At 51.7% G+C, this 20,281-nt stretch carries 16 protein-coding genes; 10 read left to right on the forward strand and 6 right to left on the reverse strand.

Features of this window, described 5'->3' with window-relative positions; all coding sequences use genetic code 11:
- The first annotated feature begins 314 nt into the window (after positions 1–314).
- Entirely contained in the window at positions 315–449 is a 135-nt protein-coding gene (locus KNO94_RS15345; RefSeq protein ID WP_285800774.1) for a hypothetical protein, read from the forward strand.
- Positions 450–577: 128 nt separating this feature from the next.
- On the opposite strand, the gene KNO94_RS05125 is transcribed toward KNO94_RS15345, so the two are convergent.
- Together KNO94_RS05125 and KNO94_RS05130 are read right to left on the reverse strand one after the other, a co-directional pair.
- Entirely contained in the window at positions 578–1,078 is a 501-nt protein-coding gene (locus KNO94_RS05125; protein WP_214777999.1) for a hypothetical protein, read from the reverse strand.
- An 84-nt stretch (positions 1,079–1,162) separates the two neighbouring features.
- Complete coding sequence (locus tag KNO94_RS05130; protein ID WP_012726888.1) at positions 1,163–1,351, reverse strand: hypothetical protein; 189 nt, start codon at positions 1,349–1,351, stop codon at positions 1,163–1,165.
- Between the two features lie 135 nt (positions 1,352–1,486).
- Here KNO94_RS05130 and KNO94_RS05135 point away from each other — a divergent pair, with 135 nt between their 5' ends.
- Both KNO94_RS05135 and KNO94_RS05140 read left to right on the forward strand, forming a co-directional pair.
- Positions 1,487–2,899: an NAD(P)H-binding protein gene (locus KNO94_RS05135; protein WP_214778001.1), complete on the forward strand. Its 1,413-nt coding sequence runs from the start codon at positions 1,487–1,489 to the stop codon at positions 2,897–2,899.
- Positions 2,900–3,034: 135 nt separating this feature from the next.
- Entirely contained in the window at positions 3,035–4,591 is a 1,557-nt protein-coding gene (locus tag KNO94_RS05140; protein WP_251125825.1) for a SulP family inorganic anion transporter, read from the forward strand.
- On the opposite strand, the gene KNO94_RS05145 is transcribed toward KNO94_RS05140, so the two are convergent.
- Both KNO94_RS05145 and KNO94_RS05150 read right to left on the reverse strand, forming a co-directional pair.
- Entirely contained in the window at positions 4,588–4,917 is a 330-nt protein-coding gene (locus KNO94_RS05145) for a YolD-like family protein (protein ID WP_214746123.1), read from the reverse strand. The genes KNO94_RS05140 and KNO94_RS05145 overlap by 4 nt on opposite strands.
- Positions 4,914–6,209, reverse strand: coding sequence for a Y-family DNA polymerase (locus KNO94_RS05150; protein WP_214778004.1), 1,296 nt, complete (start codon positions 6,207–6,209; stop codon positions 4,914–4,916). Before KNO94_RS05150 ends, KNO94_RS05145 begins: the two co-directional genes overlap by 4 nt.
- A gap of 252 nt (positions 6,210–6,461) precedes the next feature.
- Between KNO94_RS05150 and secA2 the strand changes: the two genes are divergently transcribed.
- The 6 genes from secA2 (at position 6,462) to KNO94_RS05180 (ending at position 15,988) form a co-directional block, all read left to right on the forward strand.
- A complete protein-coding gene (secA2, locus tag KNO94_RS05155; protein WP_214778006.1) occupies positions 6,462–8,828 on the forward strand; it encodes an accessory Sec system translocase SecA2 in 2,367 nt (788 codons plus the stop codon).
- Positions 8,828–9,631: an SLAP domain-containing protein gene (locus KNO94_RS05160; RefSeq protein ID WP_214778008.1), complete on the forward strand. Its 804-nt coding sequence runs from the start codon at positions 8,828–8,830 to the stop codon at positions 9,629–9,631. The genes secA2 and KNO94_RS05160 overlap by 1 nt, the downstream gene beginning before the upstream one ends.
- 133 nt (positions 9,632–9,764) lie before the next feature.
- Positions 9,765–12,518, forward strand: coding sequence for a bifunctional 2',3'-cyclic-nucleotide 2'-phosphodiesterase/3'-nucleotidase (locus KNO94_RS05165; RefSeq protein ID WP_214778010.1), 2,754 nt, complete (start codon positions 9,765–9,767; stop codon positions 12,516–12,518).
- A 185-nt stretch (positions 12,519–12,703) separates the two neighbouring features.
- A complete protein-coding gene (locus tag KNO94_RS05170) occupies positions 12,704–14,146 on the forward strand; it encodes a carbon starvation CstA family protein (RefSeq protein ID WP_078147282.1) in 1,443 nt (480 codons plus the stop codon).
- A 95-nt stretch (positions 14,147–14,241) separates the two neighbouring features.
- Positions 14,242–14,913, forward strand: a complete 672-nt coding sequence (gene trhA / locus KNO94_RS05175; protein ID WP_012726872.1) for a PAQR family membrane homeostasis protein TrhA — start codon at positions 14,242–14,244, stop codon at positions 14,911–14,913.
- A gap of 157 nt (positions 14,914–15,070) precedes the next feature.
- The gene (locus KNO94_RS05180) at positions 15,071–15,988 is read left to right on the forward strand and encodes a proline dehydrogenase family protein (protein WP_214778013.1); all 918 of its coding nucleotides are present in this window, start codon (positions 15,071–15,073) and stop codon (positions 15,986–15,988) included.
- An 87-nt stretch (positions 15,989–16,075) separates the two neighbouring features.
- Here KNO94_RS05180 and KNO94_RS05185 read toward each other — a convergent pair whose 3' ends face one another.
- Together KNO94_RS05185 and KNO94_RS05190 are read right to left on the reverse strand one after the other, a co-directional pair.
- Entirely contained in the window at positions 16,076–16,501 is a 426-nt protein-coding gene (locus KNO94_RS05185) for a hypothetical protein (protein WP_214778014.1), read from the reverse strand.
- Positions 16,502–16,736: 235 nt separating this feature from the next.
- Positions 16,737–17,639, reverse strand: coding sequence for an SDR family oxidoreductase (locus KNO94_RS05190; RefSeq protein ID WP_214778016.1), 903 nt, complete (start codon positions 17,637–17,639; stop codon positions 16,737–16,739).
- 214 nt (positions 17,640–17,853) lie between these two features.
- On the opposite strand from KNO94_RS05190, the gene KNO94_RS05195 reads away from it, so the two are divergent.
- On the forward strand, positions 17,854–20,265 hold the full coding sequence (locus KNO94_RS05195) for a 3-hydroxyacyl-CoA dehydrogenase/enoyl-CoA hydratase family protein (protein WP_214778018.1): 2,412 nt from the start codon (positions 17,854–17,856) through the stop codon (positions 20,263–20,265).
- The last annotated feature ends 16 nt before the right edge of the window (positions 20,266–20,281 follow it).

Raw genomic sequence — 20,281 nt, forward strand, 5'->3', positions numbered from 1 at the left:
GGGTGTCTTTGTTTATCATATTTTGATTGAGTAGATGTATCGTGAACAAGGATATACAACAGCGGTGTTTGAGCAACTTAAGAAAGTGTTCATAATAGAAGAAGTTGGTGTGATTCCCATTGATTTAAGCGTGTTCGGTACGAATCCGAAGACACAGCGACTGTACAAAAGGCCCGGCTTTTAAAAAGTTTTTATCACTGCGAATGTAAATTTAGAAGAGAGTTCAATATTAAATGTTTCTTAAAGTGGCTTCTGATTGGATTTTGAGTGATTGCGATTAGAATGGCAAGATTGATGTTCGTCTTTAATGGTCGATGCAACCAGATTCCGACGAAGAGTCAAAAGGGATGGAATTGGCCAACTCAAATGTAATCGCACGATTTGAAGATGCTGAATTGACAGAGGATGCATTATTCGACAATATGGATGTCTACGCTACAAGCGAGTGACATCTTGTAGCGAGCCGAGATTCGTGTCGACTATACCGCTAAAAACGGAGAACTTCTTGATGATGGTACTGGTTTAGATTTATCGTTTTAACAATAATCCCACTTTCCGATTGGAAAGTGGGATTTGTTCAGTCAAACACTCGACTGATCCAGCGTTTGAAAAAGGGTTGATCTGATTGTGTCACACTATGATTGTCGAGCTCCACCTCTTCGATCGTCTCATTCGGAGACCTCAATTGAATCGTCATCTCGTCACCAAGCCCGGTCGTGACACCACTCTCAAATTGAAGATTTCGCGTCACATACGCGTTTGCGTATAAGAAACCGCCCTTTTCATCCACTTGTACATCCTGAATCGTATAGTGGAATTGCTCGACCCAATCTCGTTGACCGAGGAGAAGACGGACGACGTCATCTTCGTGTGACAGTTTCGTTCGCTCAATGTTATCGAGCGGGGTATGTGCTTCAATCGCTGCTCGCTGCGCTTCTAAGATATCTTTGAAGTGATGTGTCGCGACTTCCGTCGTCCATGCAGCGGAACCTGTCTTCGACTCGGTCGCATAATGGAAAAGAGCAAATCCAATCAAGGCGAATAACGCCAGGACACTTACTCGTTTGAACTGTTTCATCGTCGAGCTCCTTCCATATCAATTCAAGATTGAAGACGTTAAAAGGGTGTCAATGAACCTCTCGCTATTACTCGAGAACGTGGCTTATCGACCGGTGATTTGATCCAACCAATTCGCGACCAAGTCCGCACTACCATCTTGGAACATAAATATGGATACCCCGACCATCACAAGCCCGACTAAAATCAGTCCACCTTGTTTTGCGCTACTTGCAATCCCTCGCACGATGAGGATAATTCCCAACCCAAGCAAAAGAAAGTACCAAAACCCCATGAATATCCCTCCTTTTTCTAATTATTCTCATTTTAGTATGAATCGGTCGAGCAGGCTCTACATACTTAGACTGATTTATCTTTTTAAAAAGAAGGGTACATTACCTCTATGCGAATAATTAGGGGAGTGACCATTATGCGAAAAACGATTGTCATTGCGGGGGCGAGCGGCTATATCGGCTCGAACGTGATGGAGCAGCTGAAGGAAGAGTATGACATCATCGCGTTATCGCGATCGACGAAGAATAAAGAAGATGAGGCCCATATCACGTGGCGTGCCTGTGATTTGTTCTCATACGAAGCAACGAAAGAAGCATGCGAGGGCGCGGATTACGCGATGTTCCTCGTGCACTCGATGATTCCGAACGGCGGCTTGACGCAAGCGACGTTCGAGGACATGGATGCGCTCATTGCGGATAACTTCGCTCGGGCGACGAAGGCGAACGACATTGAGCAGATCGTCTATTTGAGTGGGATCATCCCGAAACAAGAAAAGACGTTGTCGCGTCACTTGAAGAGCCGACTCGAGGTCGAACGCATCCTCGGCGGGCAAGGGATACCGGTGACGACGATTCGTGCTGGACTGATCATCGGTCCGGAAGGCTCGTCGTTTCCGATTTTAGCGAAGCTCGTCAAACGGTTACCGACGATGATCTTGCCACGTTGGACGAAGACGGAGACGCATCCGATTGACATCCGGGAAGCCGTTCAGGCGCTCATCTCGGTCGTCGGTGCCGAGTCGCTTTATGACCGTCATATCGACATCGGAGGTCCTGAGGTGATGACGTATCGGAAGATGATCGAACAGACAGCCGAAGTCATGGACAAGCGTCGCGTCTTGATCGACTTCCCGTTCCCGACAATCAAACTATCGCGGCTGTGGGTCATGGCTGTCACGGGTGAACCGAAGGCGACCGTCTATCCGCTCGTCGAGAGCATGGGGCACGCGATGGTCGCAGAAGACACGGTCGAAGGTATCGGTCAGGGAGAGATTCCGTTCAAACAGGCGGTCGAACATGCGCTTGAGGAAGAAGAGAAGCAGTCCTCGGGCGGTAAGAAGAAAAAGCAACCGAAGTCATACACCGTCCGTTCGATTCAGCGGTTCGGTCTGCCGGAAGAAAAGTCGGCGCTTTGGATGGCGGACACGTACTTCGAGTGGCTCGGTCGTTTTATGTATCCGCTCATTCAGACGACGAAAGAAGATGATGATTGGGAGATTGCACTGCTCGATCCTTCGTTCGTCGCGCTTCATCTATCGCTTGAACGAGAAGCGACGGACGATATGGCGTCCTTTGCGATTGACGGGGGCAAGTTCGTCAAATTGAGTGAAGAGGATAAGACGGGACGTCTCGAGTTTAGACGTTTACCGGAGTCGGATGAAGGACTCGTCGCCATCCATGAGTTCGTACCAGCACTTCCGTGGTGGTTCTATACGAAGACGCAGGCGAAAGCCCATCTCGTCGTCATGTGGTTATTCGGTCGTCACGTGAAGTTGCTGGCGAAAGACGCGGAAGATGGCAATCAAGTCGTAGAGGCTCCGACGAATTGAAGGGAGACGCATCGGAAGGTGCGTCTTTTTCTTTTGTACATTCTGTTAACGTTTTTCTCAATCCGTTTACAAGCCCTCTTTCCAGGCGTACACTAAACTCGTTTTTTGAACTGATTGGGAAAGAAGGAATGTATGATGCAAGACTCACTCTCCACACGTGAGATGTGGCAAAAGGATATCTCAGCCGGAATCACGGTCGGTGTCGTCGCCATCCCACTCGCCATGGCATTCGCCATCGCCTCAGGCGTCCCGCCGGTATATGGGCTCTACACGTCCATCTTCGCCGGAATCCTCGTCAGCCTGTTCGGAGGCTCGACGTTCCAGATTGCCGGACCAACGGGGGCGTTCATCCCGATCGTTTCGGGTGTCGTCCTCGCATATGGATATGAAGGGTTGCTCGTCACGACCGTCCTCGCCGGAATGTTGCTGCTCCTCATGAGCGTGCTTCGGGTCGGACGGCTCATCCGTTTCATGCCTCGTGCCGTCACGATTGGCTTCACGGCCGGAATTGCCGTCGTCATCTTCGTCGACCAGCTCGATGAGTTGTTTGGAGTCACCTTTGAGAAGGCACCACACTTTCACGAGAACTTGCTTCGCCTCGGTCAGGCGTTGCCCGAAGCGAGTCCTTGGCCGATTGTCATTGCCGGGATTGGCTTTTTGACGCTTTGGCTCGTGCCGAAGCTACCGTTCCGTTTACCGCTCTTACTCATGGCGATGCTCGTCCCGACGTTCGTCAGTCTCCTCATCCCGGGTGAGGTCGCGACCATCGGAAGTGCATATGGCGGTATCCCGAGCGGGCTGCCAACATTCAACTGGCTTGCGATCGACCTCGACCTGATCACAACACTCCTCCCGTCCGCGTTCGCCATCGCCTTCCTTGGCGCACTCGAGTCACTTCTTTCTGGAACGGTCGCCGACGGGATGGCAGGGACGAAGATGAAGCCGGACAAGGAACTGTTCGGGCAAGGACTCGCGAACGTGATCACACCGTTCTTTGGTGGGATCCCGTCGACAGGTGCCATCGCCCGGACGGCGACGAACATTCAGGCCGGAGCGGTCAGTCGACGTGCCGGGGTCATTCACGGACTCACGGTGCTCGTGGCGGTACTTGTCCTCGCCCCGTTTGCGAGTTACGTGCCACTCGCTGCACTTGCTCCGATCTTGATGCGGGTCGCCTGGAACATGTCCGAGCGCCATCACGTGATGGCGATGTTGCGTCATCGTTCATCCGAGTCGCTCGTCCTTCTCGTCACGCTACTGTTGACGGTATTCGTCGACTTGGTCGTCGCCGTCGAGGTCGGGGTCATCTGTGCGCTCGCGCTCTTTGCGAAACGGATGGCCGATACGATTGACGTGCGCGAACGGACAGAACGGTACGTCACACGGGACGGCCAAATCGTCTTCAGTGTCGAAGGTCCGCTCTTCTTCGGTGCGGTCGAGTTGTTCGAGCACGTCCTCCATCATATCCATCGGGAACCGAACGTGTTCATCTTCAACTTTCATCGTTGTCCCGTCATCGACGTGACCGCGGTCGAGGAGTTGCGGCGTGTCGTCACCGAACTAAAAGCGGCCGACCGTCACGTCATCTTCGCGCATCTGTCACCCTCGGTCCGCGCGACGCTTTCACATTATGGTCTGCTTGACGGAATCGAGACGTTCGAGACGACCCAGGAAGCGATCGAGGCGTCTTAACGAACGGACAAGATATCTCCGAATGGGACGCGGCGCACCTCACCATCGAACAGTTCGACTTCGCGCTCGGCATAATAGATGGCGTGGACGTAGCCGCGCATGCTTTTCGTCAAGCCGTCTACGAACAAGGTCACTTCGACTTGGTCGCCTTCACGGATGGCTCGTTCGAGCTCGGTCTGCCAAAGATAGAGGAGCTGTTCGTCCAAGTCGGGTAGTTCGATCTTTTGGATTTGGGCATAATAACGTTTCAGTAGGGCGACGTGCTCGGGCATGAGAAATGGGATCCATTTCAACTCACCCCGGTCACGATAGCGGGTCTTGCTCATGAGGAATCGCCTCCTTGTTTATGTCCGCCGATTAGACGTTGGCGCGTCCGGAGCGGACTGTCTTTTAGTAGGCTCGATGCCGGTCGGATTGTGCCGCGACCGAACCGGACGTTCAGGCCGTCAATCAAATCGAGGAAGTCGAGCCGTTTCGCCTTCGCCCATTCGTCTTCGAAGAACGATAACTGGACGTGGTCGCTCCGTGGCTCGAGCTTGCCGAGAGCGACCGAGACGTAACGGACGGCCTCCGTCTCTTCCCAGCCGTCTAAAAATAGCTGCAATAAGATCGGGAGAAACTCTTGCTCGTCCGCTGTGAAGCGGGGGAGCTTCTTTTGTTTACTGAAGCCACCCCGGTCGCTCGTCCGCGTATAGCGCACCCCGAGATGAATCGTCCCTCCGACGAGCCCCGCTTGCCTGGTCCGCATGCCGACTTCGACCGCGATTGCTTGTAGGACGAGCCGGATTGCGGAATACGTCGTGTAGTCTTTCATGAGGGTGATGCCGTGTCCGATCGACTTCGGTCGCGTCCGTTTCGCACCGAACAAGGAGCTCGCCGGCAGGATGGTCGGCGACTCGTCGATGCCCCAGGCGTGATGCCAAAGTTCTGCACCGATGACACCGAACTTTTCATGAAGGGATTCGAGCGGATAACGAGCCAAGTCCCCGATCGTCCAGATGCCGAGCCGCTGAAGGTGGACCGCCATCTTCGTCCCGACGCCCCACATCTTCTCGATCGGCGCCGGGTGGATAAGCCGTTCGACGTCATGGAGGAGACACGTGGCGACTCCTTCCTTTTTCGCATGCAAATCGAGAACGAGCTTGGCGAGGACGTTGTTCGGTCCGATACCGATGGTGACGGGAATGCCCGTATAGCGAAAAATCGTCGCACGCATGAGGTGGGCGACGTGCTCGTCACTTCCGAACAGCCGCTCCGTCCCCGTCATGTCGACGAGCGTCTCATCGATCGAATAGACGCGAATCGCCTCGGGCGGGGCGAACTGATGGAGGATGTGGATGATTTGGATGGAGACGTTCAAATAATGACTCATCCGCGCCTCGGCATACAAAACGTCCCGTCGTTCGTGCCATGGGAGGCGGTCGATGTGGAAGCGACGTGACCCAGTCTTGATGCCGAGCTGTTTCATCTTCGGGGTCGCGGCGAGGACGAGTGCCCCGCTATCCTGCAGGTTCGAGAGGACGACGAGCTTCGTCTTGTAAGGATTTTTGTTGCGCGCGGCACACTCGCAACTGGCATAGAACGAGACGCTGTCGATACAAAAGATTCGTCTGCGCATCGTCACCACTCCTTTTTACGAACAAATGTTCTGTTTTTTTCATCGTAACACGGTCTCACGTCATCTCAAATAGTGAATTGAAAATATTTTTACAAATACTTTTTGAAAATTAACCAAAATTTATAGGTTTTCACGTGTCTAAAAACCAACTTTTAGGAAGTTTTCGTAAAAAAGTCTCCGAAATGGTTCGATTTTCGTTATAATAGACGAGTATGTAAGTGATGAATTGATAGAAAGATGGAGGCTATTAGTGTGATCCAATTTGTAAAACAGTTAACGAATGATCAAAGCCGGCGTTTGAAAGCGTACGAACGACGGGTCGCGCGTATTAATGAATTAGAGACAACGATGAAAGCCCTCTCGAATGACGAGATGCGTACATATACGGAGACGCTCAAAGCACGTCTCTTGGATGGAAAGAAAGTAGATGACATCGCGGAAGAAGGGTTCGCTCTCGTCCGCGAAGCGTCAGTCCGTGTGCTCGGCATGCGTCACTATGACGTCCAGCTCATCGGTGGGTTCGCCCTCCTCGAAGGGAACATCTCGGAGATGCCGACGGGGGAAGGGAAGACGCTCGTCGCCGCTTTGCCGAGTTACGTCAAGGCGCTCGAAGGAAAAGGCGTCCACGTCATCACGGTGAACGATTATTTGGCGAGACGTGACGCGGAACAAATTGGGAAGATTCACGACTTCCTCGGGTTGACGGTCGGTTTGAACGTCCCGGACATCGAAGCGGACGAGAAGCGTTCCGCATATCAGGCGGACATCACGTATGGGGTCGGGACAGAGTTCGGGTTCGACTACTTGCGTGACAACCTTGTCCATAAGCCGGAAGAACGGGTCCAACGTCCGTTCCATTTCGCCATCGTCGATGAAGTCGACAGCATCTTGATCGATGAGGCGAAGACGCCGCTCATCATCGCGCAGAAGGACCGGTCACATATCCGGTTGAAACAGTTGGCGCAACAGATCATTTCTGAGTTCGAGGAGACCGACTACGAAGTCGACCTCGAGTCGAAATCTGCGACGTTCACGGAAGAAGGAATCGTCAAGATTGAAGAGCTGTTCGCCATCGATAACCTGTTCAGCGCCTCACACCAGGTGCTCTATCACTATCTCGTCCAGGCACTCCGTGCGAACGTCTTGTTCGAACTTGACGTCGACTATATCGTACGTGAAGACAAGATTGAGCTGATCGACTTGTTCACGGGACGCATCATGGAAGGACGGAGCTTGTCAGAAGGGTTGCATCAGGCGCTCGAGGCGAAAGAAGGCGTCACCATCACCGAAGAGAACAAGACGACGGCGGAGATTACGATTCAGCACTATTTCCGGATGTATCCGCTCGTCGGTGGGATGACGGGGACAGCTCAGACGTCACGTCAAGAGTTCTTGAAGACGTACAACATGGACGTCGTCCAAGTGCCGACGAACCGCGAACGTCAGCGTGTCGACCATCCGGACCGCATCTTCATGACGACCGAGCAAAAGTATGCGGCGGTCACTGAGAAAGTGGCGGAACTACATGCGACGGGACGTCCGGTCTTGATCGGAACGACCTCGATCGCACAATCGGAAGCCATCAGCAAGCACTTGAAGAAGAAGCGGATCGAGCATGACGTGTTGAACGCGAAGACGGTCGCTCAGGAAGCGGATATCATCGCGGATGCCGGTCAATTCGGCAAAGTGACGATTGCGACGAACATGGCCGGACGCGGGACGGACATCACGCTCGACGCAAAAGCGAAGGAAGCGGGCGGTCTCTTCGTCATCGGGACGGAGCGCCACGAGTCAAAACGTGTCGACAACCAGCTCCGCGGTCGTTCGGGGCGTCAAGGCGACCCGGGTGCGACCGAGTTCTTCGTCTCGCTCGAAGATGAGATCGTGAAACGCTATGCGGCGCAGAAGTTAGAGCGCGTGGAGAAAAAATTGAAGCCGAGCGCGACAGGTGAGGTCTCGTCGAAAGACGCCATCGAGATCATCGAATATGCGCAGACGACGATCGAAGGACTCGGCGTCTCGATTCGGGACTACTTGTTCAAACTCGATGACGTCTTGAACGAGCAACGGAATATCATCTATACGATTCGTAACCAGGCCGTCAACGCCGATGCGGATGCCATCACGAAAAACGTCCTCGGCATGATGCGTCTCGCTCTCGAGAACAGCATCGATATGCATGTGTCGGATGAACTCGTGCCTGAGGAATGGCCGATCGATGAGTTGAAAGAAGACTTGCGCTACTTGACGATGCAGGAGCCGACATGGGCGAATGACATCGCCGATACGCGTGAACTGAAGGATGCTTTAAACGACTGGATGGAGACGATCATCGCTACGACGGCGTCACGCCTCGAACAAGATGACATCGTCCTCTTCGCCAAAGAGTCGCTTCTCCGCGCCGTCGACATGAAATGGACAGATCATTTGACGACGATGAGCGGATTGAAAGAAGGGATTGGGCTTCGCAGCTACGGTCAGGAAGACCCGAGCCGTCAGTTCGGAAAAGAAGGACTGGAAATCTTCGAACAGACATATATCAATATCGCACGGGATGTCACGACGGAACTATGCCAGCTCGACCGTTATTTCGCTGAGATGGCAGAGGAGGAAGTATAATGTTAGGATTTCGTAAACGTAAACAGATTGAGACAGGAAATACAGAGGAAGGGCGCCAATTGACGCTCGTCATCGACGACGCGATGGGGATCCCGAAAGAGGACGAGTACGTCTTCCGTTATCATGCGAAACGACTTCCACCACTTCTCGATAATCAGCTCTCGATTGAGTTGTTGAATGTCGAGTCGATCGGGCATGACTTGTCGATCGTGGCGTTGTTCCGCAACACGCTTCCGAGCTCATTCGAGATCAACGAATTGCCGGTCCTCTTGTTGGACGCGAATAATGTCCCGATTGGCCGGAAAGTCCTCGGACGTTCTGAACTGCCGAGCTTTGAGGCATGGACGAGCAAACCGGTCTACTTGGACTTCTTCTTGGATGAGATGTTCGGGGAAGTGGAGTCGTACGACTCGCTCCGACTCGTCTTCCAAATGAATCCGATTGACCCGCTTCAGCCCGTGTCACCGGGAGAAGAGACGAAATTCTCGACACGTGCATGGCAACAGCTCATGCGGACGAACATCTCGACGCCGCCAGTCGGGGAGAACGAGTTCAACTTGATGCTCGTATCGGTGGAGAAGGAAGAGACGGACGTCACGGCGACGATTCTCCTTCGCAACGGATACGACCGCCACTTGAACGTCGAGAAACTCCCGCTTGAACTCGTGAGTGGGGAGGACGTGGTCGGCTTCACGATGATTCGTCTTGAAGAGCCGGTTCACGGGAAACATGCGTACCCGGTATCGGTCACATTTGAAGAAATTGAAGGCGATGGACCGTTCACCGTTCGCATCAAACAATAACAGGAGGATAGACCTAATTTTTGTAAAGGAAATTAGGTCTATTTTTATATAAAAATTTAATAGGAGGGAAAGACAGCTGGTGTTATATTGAATATGGTTAGACAATTATCAACCAAAAAAAGGGGACAATCACATGAAAACTGCATTGAAATGGTCGATCGCGACCGCGCTCGTGTTACCAACCGTTTTGCCGCTACAGGCACCGAACGTCATGGCGGAAGTGGACGAGGATATCGTCAAGCTTCGTTTCTTAGAGACGACAGACTTACATACGAACATCACGAACTACGACTACTTCCAAGACAAAATCGATAACACGATTGGATTGACGAAAGTCGCGACACTCATCAATGAACATCGTACAGCCGCTGGGGAAACGAACACATTCTTGTTCGATAACGGGGACACGATTCAAGGGACACCGTTTGGCGATTACGTCCGTGAGAGCCAAGTCGATAAAAATGAAGCGTTCGAACATCCGATGTACAAGGCGATGGCGGCACTCAACTACGATGCCGTCACACTTGGGAACCATGAATTCAACTTCGGTCTCGCATTCTTATACAACGCGATGGAGGGATCGAAAGGGAAACTGCGTTTTGTCAACTCGAACGTCAAAGATTTAGAAGGCAACCCGATCGTCTCGAAGTTCAACGTGGATGGACAAGAGGTCCAAATCATCGAACGAACGGTCACAGACCTGGATGGGGAAACACATACGATCAAAGTCGGCGTATTCGGAGTCGTCCCTCCGAAAATCATGTCATGGGATTCGGGGAACCTTCAAGGCCGTGTGACGGCAGAGGATATCATCCCGTCCGCACGTGAAGCGGTTCAAAAATTGAAAGACCGGGGAGCGGACGTCGTCGTCGCCCTCGCGCACTCAGGCATCGGTGACAGTGCGACACTTGCAGATGAACAACTCGACAGCGAAGAGAACGTCGGTTACGCACTCACGAAGATTGACGGACTCGACATGGTCATGACGGGGCACCAACACGGTCGCTTCCCGGATGCGAAAGGCATGTTCGCTTCATTCCCGAACGTCGATATGACAAAAGGGACAATCAATGGCAAACCGGTCGTCATGGCGAACAACCAAGGGAAGGACCTCGGTGTCATCGACTTCGAGCTTGAACTCGTAGACGGCAAGTGGCAGATTCTTGACGCATCGGCCGCGCTCGACTCGGTGACGGCAGATACGGCGGTTGATCCGACGATTCAAGCGTTGATCGAAGACGACCACGTGGCGACAATCGACTACATCAACCAACCGGTCGGTGAGATTCAAGATGACATTCAGAGCTACTTCGCACTCGTCCGTGACGACGCATCGGTTCAGTTCGTGACGAACGCACAGAAGTGGTATGTCGAGAAAGAACTCGAGACGAACCCAGAACTTTCTGCATATAAAGAGTTGCCGCTCTTGTCAGCGGGTGCGCCATTCAAAGCGGGTGGCCGTGAATTGACGGACGCAAGCTACTATACGAATATCCCGAAAGGGCAAATCGCTTTGAAAAACGTCGCGGACCTTTACGTGTATCCGAACACGCTCGAAGTCGTCAAAGTGACAGGGAAAGATGTCATGGATTGGCTCGAGATGTCAGCGGGTGCGTTTGACCAAATCGAAGAAGACGGCGAGAACTTACTCAACCTTCAATTCCGTAGCTACAACTTCGATGTTCTCGACGGTTTGACGTATGAGATTGATGTCACGGGTCCTGCGAAGTTCGATGTCGGTGGGAAGCTCGTCAACGAGAATGCGAACCGCGTGAAGAACGTCGAGTACAATGGACAACCGATCAAGATGGACCAAGAGTTCTTGGTCGCGACGAACAACTATCGCGCAGGTTCTTCATCGTTCCCAGGTCTTGGGGGCGGGAAGAACATCGTCTATCGCTCAGCGTATGAGACACGTAACGTCATCTCGGACTACATTGTCGAAAGTAAAGACAAGTTGGACTACAAAGCCGACAACAACTGGAAGATTGTCGCAGACGCGAAGCGTTCGGTGACATTTGAGACAGCGGACGCAGGGAAGCAGTACTTGAACCTTTATGAAGGAATTGAAGCGACGGACGCGACACGTGAAGATGCGGCAGGTCGTCTCTTCCGTACCTATACGACGGAGCTCGAGGCAACACCGGTTGATTTGACGCTTTCGGTCGATGTGATCAAACCGGGTGCAAAAGTTGTAACCGGGAAAACGGCGCCAAATGCGAACGTGACATTGAAAGATGGCCAAACGGTTCTCGCCACGACGACAGCCGATGCAGAAGGCATGTACCGTTTGACGGTCAAGCCACTCAAACTTCGTCAGTCGTTGACGATTGAAAGCGAATTGAACGGGAAGACGATGACGGAAACGAAAGTCGTCGGAGACGGATTTGTCGGAGCGCCTGCCATCTCGAAACGTTTGACGTATGCCAACACGACAGTTCTGACGGGGACGTCTTCGCCAGGTGCGAAAATGGTGTTGAAACGGGACGGAAAACGAATCGCCTATGCGACGGCAGACGAGTCTGGTAAATTCGAATTCACGAAGCGCGTTGGTTTCGTTGCGGCAAGCTATGAAATCGAAGCGAAAGATGTTTCCGGCAAAGTGGTTGAATCTGAGTCATTTGTGATCGCGAAGCCTAAGATGGTGACGCCGAAGAACACGAAAGGCGTGAAAGTAGGTACGCGTGCCTTGATCGGGAAAACGACACCAGGTGCGACGGTCGTCTTGAAAGACGCCAAAGGCAAGCAAGTCGCGAAAGTGAAGGCGAGCTGGGCTGGTACGTATACGTTCACATTCAAAAAAGGTCTTGCGAAAGGAACGTACAAAGTCATCGCGAGTGACTTCGATGGTTCTGGCGCAAAACAAGCAACTTTCAACTTGAAATAAGTACAGAACGACGTCCGAATCGGGCGTCGTTTTTTGTCGAAGAAAAGTGTCTAAAATGTGAATGAAAGCCCTTACATTATCATCTGGTCTTATGTATAATCAAACATGTAATCGGTTACATGACACGTGTAAACCGAAGAGCTGATGGGATTCGGCTACATATGTACGGAAAAGGGGACTGACAGATGATTACATTCTTCGTCGCACTCGCACTACTTTTGGTCGGGTATTTAGTATATGGTCGTTACGTCGAGAAGACGTTCGGCATCAAGGAAGAGCGGACGACGCCCGCCTATGCGTCTCAGGACGGCATCGACTACGTGCCGATGGGCAAAAAACGGAACTCGATGATTCAATTGCTCAACATCGCCGGTGTCGGACCAATCTTTGGACCAATCATGGGGGCGCTCTACGGACCGGTCGCCTTCCTTTGGATCGTCTTCGGATCGATCTTTGCCGGTGCGGTTCATGACTATTTGACAGGAATGATTTCCCTTCGAAACAACGGGGCACACTTGCCACAACTGGCGGAAAAGTTTCTCGGGCGTTCGCTTCGCCATATCGTCAACGGGTTTGCACTCTTACTCTTACTTCTTGTCGGGACGGTGTTCGTCACGTCTCCGAGTAACATGATCAACAACTTGTTCGATGGGAACGCATCGACGCTCACCATCGTCATCTTCGCCGTATTCGCTTACTACATCTTGGCGACGCTTCTCCCGGTCGATAAGATTATCGGACGTATCTACCCGTTCTTCGGGGCGCTACTCGTCATCAGTGCCATCGGGATTGCGGTCAGCTTGTTCGCTCAAGGATACAAGATTCCAGAGATGACATTGACGAACATGCATCCGGACGGCTTACCGATCTGGCCGCTCCTCTTCTTCACGATCTCGTGTGGGGCACTCTCTGGTTTCCATGCGACACAGTCACCGATCATTTCGCGGACGACGATGAAAGAAAGCAACGGTCGTGAAATCTTCTACGGCATGATGATCGCCGAAGCGGTCATCGCGATGATTTGGGCTGGAGCGGCGATGGCCATCTTTGAGCCGGGGGAATTACTTGGACTCATCAGTGCGGGCACTCCGGCACTTGTCGTGCAAGAAGTGGCGACACTCATGCTCGGCAGCATCGGCGGCACGCTCGCGATTCTCGGAGTCATCGTCTTACCGATCACGTCAGGCGATACGGCATTCCGTAGCGCCCGAATGATTATCGCGGACTACATGTCGATCGCACAGAAGAAGTTCTCGTCACGTCTTTGGATCGCACTCCCACTCTTCGCAATCTCATACGTGCTCACGAACATGGACTTCCAAATGCTTTGGCAATACTTCAACTGGGCGAACCAGACGACGGCGGTCATCGCACTGTTCGTCGGGGCGATGTACCTTTACATTAAAGGGCGCAATCACTATATCGCGCTCCTTCCGGGGACGTTCATGTTGTATGCGGTTTGGTTCTACATCTTGACGGCGCCAATCGGCTTCAAGCTGGACGGAGTTCTTCCGTACGTCATCTCGACACTCGGCACGTTGACGCTTCTCGTCTTGTTCCACAAACGGGCACGCGCGATGCGAGCAGCACAAATGGAATGTGACGTTCCGGTGAAAGAAGTCGCATAATCTCGACACGGGCTAATCGGTAGCCCGTGTTTTTGATTGTGTTTAAATCGGGAAATGTCCATACTAGAAGGAACAGTTACGGAAGGTGGGAGCACATGAAACAAGAACAACTCAAAGAGATGCTCCATGCCGACACGCTCGGGGAAGAGATTGCGAGCGCGGTCACGCACGGCTTAGGAGTCATCTTCAGCATCGTCGCCCTCGTCCTGCTCGTCATGAGTGCGACAGAAAGTGGGAGCACATGGAACGTCACGGCGGTCAGTGTATTCGGGGCATCGATGATTTTACTCTATCTTTTCTCGACACTCATGCACGCCATTCCGCATCCACGGGCGAAGCGGGTGTTGCAAGTGTTCGACCATGCGGGGATTTACTTACTCATCGCCGGAAGTTATACGCCGTTCGCACTCGTGACCCTTCACGGGACGCTCGGCTGGACGTTGTTCGGGATCGTGTGGGGTGTCGCGATTCTTGGGATCGTGTGGAAACTGTTTTCGACCGGAAAGTACATGTGGGTGTCCAATGTGACATACCTCGCACTTGGCTGGATCTGCATCATCGCCATCCGTCCGTTGTATGAATCACTCGGTCATCAAGGGTTCATGCTTCTCCTCGCAGGAGGGATCGCCTATTCAGTCGGCATCGTGTTTTACGTGTGGCAAAAACTGCCGTTCAACCATGCCATTTGGCACTTGTTCGTCCTAGCGGGAAGCGTGTTCATCTTCCTCAGTATTTTACTCTATGTCGCACCTTCGACAAGCCTATAAGACAGCCGTCCTACGGGGCGTCTGTCTTTTTTGAAAAGTTGGGAAGAAAGTGCTGCAAACGGTTACAAAAATACAGACGAAATGACGTTTGTGTGTCATAATAATTGCAGACATCATCATAGAGATAGATGGGTGTAAAAGTAAGGGGGAAAATCAGATGGAAAAAGTGTTGCGCGATGGATTTATCTACATGTCACAAAACAAAACACTCAACAGTTTGGCAAAGAAATATGGCCTACGATTTGGTGCATCACGCTTTGTAGCAGGGGAAGACTTTAAGGCTTCTGTCCCGACGATTCGCGAATTGAACGCGAAAGGGTTGTCGGTCACGGTCGATCATCTCGGGGAATTTATTAAGACGGTCGAAGAGGCGAATACGAATCGCGACGAGATCATGCGTGCGATTGAAATTATGGCAGAAGAGCAATTAGACGCCTATATGTCACTCAAGCTGACGTCACTCGGATTCGATATCTCGGACGAGTTGATTGAAGACAACATGCGTCAAATTTTGACGGTCGCACAACGAGTCGGGGTCTTTGTGGCCATCGATATGGAAGATGAGCAGCGCTGTGAGAAGACGCTCGAATTGTTCAAAAAGCTGAAGTCTGAATTTGACGGTCTTGGAACGGTCATCCAGTCGTACTTGTACCGCTCGGAAGATGACATCAATCATCTTGCGCCGCTCAAGCCGAACCTCCGCATCGTCAAAGGGGCATATAAAGAGCCGGCGACGGTCGCGTTCCCTGAAAAAGAGGACGTGGACCATAACTACGTGAAGCTCGTCAAACTCCATCTTGCGAACGGGAACTACGCATCCATCGCGACACACGATGACCATATGATTGACGCCGTCATCGAGCACGTCAAAGAGAACAACATTCCACTCGACCAGTTCGAGTTCCAGATGTTATACGGCATCCGCGTCGAGCGTCAACTCGAGCTCGTGCGCCAAGGATACAAAGTCCGTGTCTACGTGCCATACGGTCGTGACTGGTACGGTTACTTCATGCGCCGTCTTGCGGAACGCCCGGCAAACGTGGCGTTCGTGTTAAAAGGCATGGTGAAGAAATGAGAAAAGCACGAACGTCCGTCGAGGATGTTCGTGCTTTTTGATGTATAGATCACGTCGATGCGTTCGGTCATCTAACTAGCGGAGGTGTTACGATTTGTTGTTCTCGTCCTCACTTACCCAAAAATCTGGACCGATTTGATCGGACAGCCAAAAGAAAAGTTCTTGATGTTCTTCTGGATGCACATCATGTAGAGCACCTGGATTGAATATATACTGTTTATTTTGAATGAAATCTTCTCGGATGAAATCAGTCATATGGTACGGGCCATATCCGTAGGAAGTATTTACGTCAGGCGGAGGATTTTCTTCCCTTCGAATAGACATATGTGTTTGCGCTAAAAATGTAAACATTCGCGCAAGGGCGAGATAGCCTTCAGCGTTGCCGACGAAGTTGACGCCTGATTCATTCAAATTGATTTCCATCTTAGCATCATGGTCAAAATGCGGGTCGAACTCTAAAATATCTTCGTCGTGCTCTTCGTCATACGCATCATCATTGTATGGGTTTGTCATTGACTAGCCTCCATATTTACCTATTTGTCATTAGTATACTTAATGTACGACGTAGATGGTCATATTGTTTTTCAGTGGTCCGTCGGCGCCCTGACTCATGCAGGAAAGCAATCCGACGAAGACCCCGCAGTGCCGGGAACGGCGCGAGGAGGCTTCGGGATTGCCTGCTGAAAGCATGGGCGCCGAAAGGACGCACTGCACAAAAAAAGACCCAGCAATCGCTGAGTCTCACCTATTATCCGTTAATCACGGTACCACCGTTGACGTGAATGACTTGACCACTGACGTACGTCGAATCATCGCTTGCGAGGTAGACATAGGCCGGTGCGAGTTCGGCCGGTTGCCCCGGTCGTTTCATACCGGAAGAGTCCCCGAACGATTTCACTTTCTCCGCATCGAACGTTGACGGGATGAGTGGCGTCCAAATCGGTCCCGGGGCGACCCCGTTGACGCGAATCTTCTTGTCCGCCAAGTTTTTGGCGAGCGAGCGGGTGAATGCCGTGATGGCACCTTTCGTCGACGCATAGTCAATCAATTGGTCGTTTCCTTCATAGGCCGTGATCGAAGTCGTATTGATGATGCTCGCTCCTTCTTTTAAGTAGGGGAGCGCCGCTTTCGTTAAGTAAAACATGCTGAAGATATTCGTGCGGAACGTCTTCTCGAGTTGATCGTCCGAAATGTCGAGAAGCGATTCCTGTGGATGCTGCTCGGCGGCGTTGTTGACGAGGATGTCGATCCGGCCGAACGTCTCGAGCGTCTCTTCGACGACTCGTTGACAGAAAGAAGATTCTCCGAGATCGCCTTGAAGTAATAGACAAGCTTGACCTAAGTCCTCAATCCGTTCTTTCGTCGCTTCCGCGTCCTCGAGTTCGTTCTGGTCCTTATAGACGATGACGGAGTTCGCACCTTCGTGGGCGAAAAAGATGGCGACCGACTTTCCAATCCCAGAATCTCCACCGGTGATGATGGCGACCTTGTCTTTTAACTTGTCACTTCCTTTATAATCTTCCCGTTCATAGATGGGGAAGGGTTCCATTTTCGAATCGATTCCCGGTTGGTGTGCCTGTTCTTGTGCCTTTTTTTTAAATGCCTCAAAATCTTTTCGACTGCCTACGGTGTTCAGACGATTATCGCGCATGTATACATTCCCCTTTCTGAATTTGACTCTTTTTGTCTATACCACACCCATTGAAAACTAATCGCTCATTCAAAAAATGGAATGAAATTGAAAAATGAACGCTTGCGAATGAATGTTCATTCATTTATGATAGAAGAGTAAACACGATGGTGATTGCGATTTTTTTTACGCGTGAAATGAATCACTATTCATTCTCATTTTAGGGGGGAACACTATGACGAGTCACATCGAACAATCAACCGACCTCCGTTTGACGAACTCAATTCGTTTTGCGGTCGTCATCGGTTCAGGAGTAATGGGGGCGGGGATTGCGGCTCACTTGGCGAACGCGGGGATTCGTTCGCTCATGCTCGACATCGTACCACGTGAATTGACAGCTAAAGAGGAAGCGAAAGGGTTGACGCTCGAGTCACCAGAAGTACGCAATCGCATCGCCTCAGAAAACCGTCAAAAACTATTGAAACAAAATCCAGCACCACTCGCGACAGCCGATCATCTCAACTTCATCGAAGTCGGAAACTTAGAAGATGACTTAGAGCGTTTGAAAGAAGCGGATTGGGTCATCGAAGTCGTCGTCGAACGTCTTGATGTGAAGCAACAACTCTTCGAGAAGATTGCAACTTACATCCGTGAAGATGCGATTCTCAGCTCGAACACGTCAGGAATCTCCATCGAAGCGATGGCAAGTGCCCTTCCGGAAGGATTGAAATCACGCTTCCTCGGCACACACTTCTTCAACCCACCACGTTACTTGAAGTTGCTCGAACTCATCCCGACGGAGAAAACAGCCCGTCCGGTCATCGACTTCATGTCACGTTTCGCGGAAGACCGTCTTGGAAAAGGTGTCGTCGAAGCAAAAGACACACCGAACTTCATCGGGAACCGTATCGGGACGTATGGTCTTCTCGTCACGTTTGAAGAGATGCTCAAACAAAACGCTTCAATCGGAGAGATGGACTCGATCACAGGTCCACTCATCGGTCGTCCGAAATCGGCGACATTCCGCACACTCGATGTCGTCGGAATCGACACGTTCGTCCACGTGGCGGGTAACGTCTACGAGACGCTCGAAGCTGGGGAAGAGAAGGACACGTTCGACGTCCCTTCAGAAATGAAGCAACTCGTCGAAAAAGGCTGGATCGGACAAAAGGCCGGTCAAGGCTTCTATAAGAAAGAAGGCAAGGTCATCCAGGAGTTGAACCTTCAGACGTTCGAATACGAACAATTGAAAGCGATTACAGGTCCTGAACTCGATCAAATCAAGTCACTTCCTGGCTCAAAAGCGAAATTGAAAGGTGCCATCTTGAACAAAGGTCGCGTCGGACAATTGCTCTGGCCAATCACGGCGAAGACGCTCGCTTACTCGGCACGTCTCACTGGTGAGATTGCCGATACGATTGTTGCGATTGACGATGCGATGAAGTGGGGCTTTGGTTGGAAATTCGGACCGTTCGAGATGTGGGATGCCCTCGGTGTGGAGAAATCAGTCGAGCGTATGAAAGCGGAAGGCTATGACGTCCCGGCATGGATCGATGAGATGCTTGCTGCAGGCAATACGTCATTCTACAAGGGAGACCAGTATTACGATAAAGCGTCGAAGACGTATGTCGAGAAGACCGTCAACCCGAAAGAATTGAAACTCAAACCGCTCGCAAAATCAAACGGCATCATCCTAGAGAACGGTGGGGCACGCCTCGTCGATATCGGCGATGACGTCGTCGCACTCGAATTCACATCACCAAACAACGCGATCGGTGTCGACATCATGCAGATGATCGAACAGTCAATCGACCGCGTCGAGCAAGACTTCAAAGGAATGGTCCTTGCCAACGACGGCAAGAACTTCTGTGTCGGAGCCAACCTTGCGATGATGCTCATGGAAGCAGAAGACGAGAACTGGTTCGAACTCGATTGGATCATCAACAAGTTCCAACAAGTCGTTCAAAAGATTCGTTATTCAAGTCGCCCGGTCGTTGCCGCACCGTACGGAATGACGCTCGGTGGTGGAACGGAAATCAGCTTACCGGCAGCCCGTATGCAAGCCGCGCTTGAGACATATATGGGTCTCGTCGAAGTCGGTGTCGGCCTCATCCCTGGTGGGGGCGGAAACGTCAACACGTACCGTCGTCTCCTTGAGCAGACACCAAAATCGATGCAAAACATCGAGAAGGCTGCGCAACAGACATTTGAGAACATTGCGATGGCGAAAGTATCGAAGTCGGCATTTGATGCGAAGAAACTCGGTTACCACCGTGCGGTCGATGGCATCTCGATGAACCGTGACCACTTGACGTTCGATGCGAAACAGACGGTCCTTGAACTGGCTGACGGGTACACGGCACCGGTTCGTGAAAAGTTACCGGTCGTCGGTCAAACAGGGAAAGCGACGCTCGAACTCGCGGCGTACGAAATGTTCTACGGTGGTTATATTTCAGAGCACGATTTGAAAATTGCGAAGAAACTCGCACACGTCATCAGTGGTGGTGATTTGGCATACGGTACGCTCGTCGACGAACAGTACTTCCTCGACATCGAGCGTGAAGCCTTCTTGAGCCTCATCGGGGAGCCGAAGTCACAACAACGGATGCAACATATGCTCGTGAAAGGCAAACCACTACGCAACTGATAAAGGGGGACAAAAC

It is taken from the genome of Exiguobacterium sp. s22, assembly GCF_018617455.1.
Taxonomy (GTDB): Bacteria; Bacillota; Bacilli; order Exiguobacteriales; family Exiguobacteriaceae; genus Exiguobacterium.

Coding starts and splice junctions, on each gene's coding strand:
- KNO94_RS15345 (WP_285800774.1), top strand. CDS start 315: ATGCAACCAGATTCCGACGAAGAGTCAAAAGGGATGGAATTGGCCAAC.
- KNO94_RS05125 (WP_214777999.1), bottom strand. CDS start 1,078: ATGAAACAGTTCAAACGAGTAAGTGTCCTGGCGTTATTCGCCTTGATT.
- KNO94_RS05130 (WP_012726888.1), bottom strand. CDS start 1,351: ATGGGGTTTTGGTACTTTCTTTTGCTTGGGTTGGGAATTATCCTCATC.
- KNO94_RS05135 (WP_214778001.1), top strand. CDS start 1,487: ATGCGAAAAACGATTGTCATTGCGGGGGCGAGCGGCTATATCGGCTCG.
- KNO94_RS05140 (WP_251125825.1), top strand. CDS start 3,035: ATGCAAGACTCACTCTCCACACGTGAGATGTGGCAAAAGGATATCTCA.
- KNO94_RS05145 (WP_214746123.1), bottom strand. CDS start 4,917: ATGAGCAAGACCCGCTATCGTGACCGGGGTGAGTTGAAATGGATCCCA.
- KNO94_RS05150 (WP_214778004.1), bottom strand. CDS start 6,209: ATGCGCAGACGAATCTTTTGTATCGACAGCGTCTCGTTCTATGCCAGT.
- KNO94_RS05160 (WP_214778008.1), top strand. CDS start 8,828: ATGTTAGGATTTCGTAAACGTAAACAGATTGAGACAGGAAATACAGAG.
- KNO94_RS05165 (WP_214778010.1), top strand. CDS start 9,765: ATGAAAACTGCATTGAAATGGTCGATCGCGACCGCGCTCGTGTTACCA.
- KNO94_RS05170 (WP_078147282.1), top strand. CDS start 12,704: ATGATTACATTCTTCGTCGCACTCGCACTACTTTTGGTCGGGTATTTA.
- trhA (WP_012726872.1), top strand. CDS start 14,242: ATGAAACAAGAACAACTCAAAGAGATGCTCCATGCCGACACGCTCGGG.
- KNO94_RS05180 (WP_214778013.1), top strand. CDS start 15,071: ATGGAAAAAGTGTTGCGCGATGGATTTATCTACATGTCACAAAACAAA.
- KNO94_RS05185 (WP_214778014.1), bottom strand. CDS start 16,501: ATGACAAACCCATACAATGATGATGCGTATGACGAAGAGCACGACGAA.
- KNO94_RS05190 (WP_214778016.1), bottom strand. CDS start 17,639: ATGCGCGATAATCGTCTGAACACCGTAGGCAGTCGAAAAGATTTTGAG.
- KNO94_RS05195 (WP_214778018.1), top strand. CDS start 17,854: ATGACGAGTCACATCGAACAATCAACCGACCTCCGTTTGACGAACTCA.